The sequence below is a fragment of the Hominimerdicola alba 8 genome (assembly GCF_000178155.2).
GTDB classification, from domain to species: domain Bacteria; phylum Bacillota; class Clostridia; order Oscillospirales; family Ruminococcaceae; genus Hominimerdicola; species Hominimerdicola alba_C.
The window spans coordinates 1-4,068 of record NZ_ADKM02000014.1 but is presented as its reverse complement, the minus strand read 5'-3'; the positions used below and the strand labels follow the sequence as shown (position 1 = coordinate 4,068).

Genomic DNA, 4,068 nt, shown 5'->3' with positions numbered 1-4,068 from the left:
GCTCGATGTGTTTTGCGAAGTATGGGAAGGCTTCTTCGTTATGATCTATGACAACAACTGTTTTTCCTTTTGCTATCATACCCATAAGGAACGAAACTACGCTGTGTATTTCTGTTAGGCTCAGTCCCTTAAACGGCTCATCAATGCCGAGAACATCAGATCTTGAGTTCCGCAGTTTCAGGAGCTTTATTCGTATGTTTTCGCCGCCTGACAAGGTAGAGGTAGGCTGACCAATTAGCAGATGCCCCAACAAGATAGACGAAGCATCCTGCAAAGCTGTAGTTATCTTAGGGTTAATATCCTTAAAAAACTCCGCTGCTTCATCTACGGTCATTCTCCATATATCAAATATGGATTGCCCATTGATTTTATGCTTAGCCAAATCCTTGTTAAAGCCCGTTCCAGCACAGTCGGCACATTCAAGACGCAGTACAGAAGTCTTTTCGCTACCGTATTCGATATAGCCTGCACCTAAACACGAGGGACAGCAGCCTTCGTTTCCTGTGTTGTTTGAAAAATAATTCTTGTCTTTCTTGAATTTTTTTGCAAATGTACTGAATATCTCAGTAGCTATGTCCAATGAGGTAGCCACATTTGAGTTTTTATTGCCTAATATCGGGCGCTGGTTCACATAAGCATAACTCTCAAAGAACTGCGGGAAGTATTCTCTGATCAAGGTCGATTTACCGATTCCAGATGCGCCTGTGATAAGGTTAAGGCAACCTTCTGACAGCTCAATATCAACACCGTTATACTGATATATCTTACTGTTTAATACAACTCTTATGGGCGAACCGAGAGTATGTTCTGGTTTCGGCATAGGAACTTTCTGTTTCTTGATATAACTCTGTGCATCAATCAGATAACCGCCGTTTTTACCGCTTTTTTCGCCAAGTGCAACGATTGTCCGAGCTGATTTTACAAATATATCGCTATGATCTACGATCACAAGTGTATGCTTCTCTTTAAGTTCGATAATGCTATCATAAATTTTCTTTCTCTCTTTGCCCGATAAGCCGCCTAACGGTTCATCAAGAACAATCAGCAGATCAGTCAACTGAGTGTTAAATACCTGCACCATACGCAGTCGCTGAAGCTCTCCGCCTGAAAGCGTTGGGATAGAACGATTGAAGAACAGGTATCCAAGATTAAAATCAATAGCTCGCTGCAAAAATGTATCAATAGCATCTAATGCAAAGGTCAGTGATGCACTCTTACTGTGCTTTCTGATAGCCTTATTCACTTTTAACAGATCGGCGAAAGGAGTAATCATGTATTCTCCGATAGATAGGCCGCCGACCTTGATTTCGTCATGAGAAGAAGCATATTTCTTTCCTCGGCAGCACGGACATACCGTATCGGAATAGTATTTATCACTTATGCTTGCACCAACAATGAGAGGTTTCTCACGCATCACGCCGTAAAACTTCGTGGTACGGCTTGATTTAGAGTTCACCTTATGATAGAGGATCTGATACTTTGCCTTGCTTTCCCCATAGAGGAATGTATGCCTTTCTTCCTCAGAAAGTTCTCTAAAGGTCTTGTTAGGATCAATGCCGACTTCAGTGCAAAACTTCTCAATGATACTGCGATAGAAATCTTTATATCTGTCCCAGCATCTTACGGGATCATCTTTGAGCTTGGTATTAAAACTTATCAGCTTGTTAACATCAAGCTCCTTTACAGTTCCGAAGCCGTGACATACTTCACACAGATTGCTCTCCTTGTTCAGTACAAAGAAATCTTCGCTAACGCCTGATATAACAGAAAATATAAATCCGATATACCTATTGATGCCGAAATATGTCCCGATGGTAGACCGCATATTATTGTTATAATTGGCTTGCTTCAGCGGAACAGCAGCCACCATGTTGCGATAGCCTTTTACCTTATAGGTTGGATCAGAAGCATTATCGGCAAACATAGACATAAACTCATGCTGACCGATCTGAGCCACAGTGTCATAGGCAAGCGAAGATTTGCCGCTGCCAGACGGTCCGATAATTAGATTGATAGCGTGCTTTTCAAGGCTGACATCAATGTTTTTGAGGTTGTTGGTTTCAACTCCCCATACATCAATAGTGTCACTCATCTGCGCCACTACCTTTCGTAATTAGTCTGTAAAGGTCATTTATGAAGAATTCAAGCGTTTTTTTGGAGTGAACGCAGAAACGCTCATCTATGGAGTGTATCGTATTGCCAGGTTTGAGATTCATAGCGTTGATAGGACATCCTCCGCCACATATACCGAGGGCAGGACATGAGTAGCATTCCTCGTTGTTAAGAGGGGTGAGCTTTGACCACTCAATGAAGGTGGGATCGTCTATTGCTACGAAATCATCATCAGAGATATTGGATACGAAGTATTTTTTATCAAACAGGCAACCATGACAGATACCTACCTGACCGTTCGGAGATACTACGATCTGACCTCCACCTGTTGCTCCGCAATCCGAAAAATAGACCGATGCCTTAGTAAAGGCTTTTAGCTTACGCATCATGCGGTCTTCGTAGATACCTCTTTTTCTCAGCTCGACAAACTCGTCAATAATAAACTGAGCTGCCAATTCATTATAGCTCTGGGGAAGTACAAAGGTGTCGCTTGACATCATGATGTTGAAGCCAAGAGACTTGATGCCGTATTCATCAATTAGCTTTAATACATTCTGCGTATCCTTGACGGTTTCTTCACTCAATGTTACCGACAGTGAAACATTGACTCCCAGTTTCTTGCACTTGTCCAATGTTTCAAGAATCCGGCTGAAAACAGGATTGCCTGCAACATCTACACGCATAGCATTGGCTTCTTCTGTAACACCGTCAATAGAGATCGCAATGGACACTCCTAAATCACGAAGCTCTATAATCCGTTCTTCGGTGAGAAGGAGTCCGTTTGTGACCATAGACAACTCAGCATTTTTCAGGCATTTCTCGGTCGAACGCAAACTGTTGATTTTGTTGGCAACATATTTCAGTACGGGATAGTTGACCATAGGCTCGCCACCATAGAATATGATAGCTGCCTGATTATCTTCGCTGTCTAACCCTGATGCCTTCATCTGTCGAATAAAGAACTCGATAGCTTTATCGGCAGTTTCGGTTGTCATGTTCTCAGATGAGAAATTATGACGCTTTTCCTTATCGTTATTACCCAAGAAGCAGTATTTACAAGCAAGATTACATTGCTCACTGAGAATGAAGTAGCATATACTGATCGCAGGCTTGGGCATACGAGACTTTACGAAACGCAGTACCTTGTCATCTTCGTCCTCGGATTGCGTAAGTATCTTCCATCTTGCCAGCTCAGCTACTTCTTTTGCGATGGATTCAGGTGCGTCACTTATCTGATTACAACAAGAGCTTGCAATCCAAGTTTGCAAGCTCTCGTAGGTATCTCGTGATAAGTACACAGGTTTCATTCTCAATGAGTGGTACAGAGCCACCGCATCTCCGACCTCATACTTGTGTGTGAAACGAGATATATTTACCATTCAAACTCTCCGTCCTCGAACTCAGGAACAGCACGGCAAGAACAAGCACAGGTGCAAGAGTTGCAAGCAACACAGGCACACTTAGCCATAGCCATGTTCTGCTCGTTGATATTACCGAACATCTCCATGTACATCTCAGTATTAGCGCTCATTTAGAATTCCTCCCATTCAAAAGTTTCATCTTCTCTTTTGCTGCAAGAACATTTACAGCTACACTTGCAACCTGTACACTGACCGATGCAAGCAGCAGCGTTCATGAACTCGTCCGCAATGTTACCGAGCATCATCGAATAAGCATTAGTATCATACGAAATCATAGTCAACGCTCCTTATACATTATTTTACAGCACTCGGCAAGCCAAGATGCTATAATTCAAGTATATTGTAGCACAAAAAATGGAAAAAGTCAATATCTCGATACTTACGAAATATTCATCCGCCGTAAAAGTTGCACAAACGCATTGAAATATCAGGCTTTGCGTGAATTCTGATACTATATGTCTGAAGTTGATAGAGTTACCAAAACTCTTTCAAAACTGCGTAGCTATGCAGAATTTAGCGATGCGTGAATGAATCG

At 42.2% G+C, this 4,068-nt stretch carries 4 protein-coding genes; all 4 read right to left on the bottom strand.

Annotation, left to right across the window (positions count from 1 at the left end; translation table 11 throughout):
- On the bottom strand, positions 1-2,092 hold a 2,092-nt coding region (locus tag CUS_RS00750; protein WP_002846935.1), incomplete at its 3' end, for an ATP-binding cassette domain-containing protein.
- On the bottom strand, positions 2,085-3,491 hold the full coding sequence (locus CUS_RS00745) for a FibroRumin system radical SAM peptide maturase (RefSeq protein ID WP_002846932.1): 1,407 nt from the start codon (positions 3,489-3,491) through the stop codon (positions 2,085-2,087). The genes CUS_RS00750 and CUS_RS00745, both read right to left, overlap by 8 nt.
- The gene (locus tag CUS_RS18925) at positions 3,485-3,643 is read right to left on the bottom strand and encodes a FibroRumin family radical SAM-modified Cys-rich RiPP (RefSeq protein WP_002846934.1); all 159 of its coding nucleotides are present in this window, start codon (positions 3,641-3,643) and stop codon (positions 3,485-3,487) included. The genes CUS_RS00745 and CUS_RS18925 overlap by 7 nt, the downstream gene beginning before the upstream one ends.
- Positions 3,644-3,808 carry a FibroRumin family radical SAM-modified Cys-rich RiPP gene (locus CUS_RS18920; RefSeq protein ID WP_002846933.1) on the bottom strand — a complete coding sequence of 55 codons (165 nt, stop codon included), beginning with the start codon at positions 3,806-3,808 and terminating at the stop codon, positions 3,644-3,646.
- Positions 3,809-4,068 lie beyond the last annotated feature (260 nt).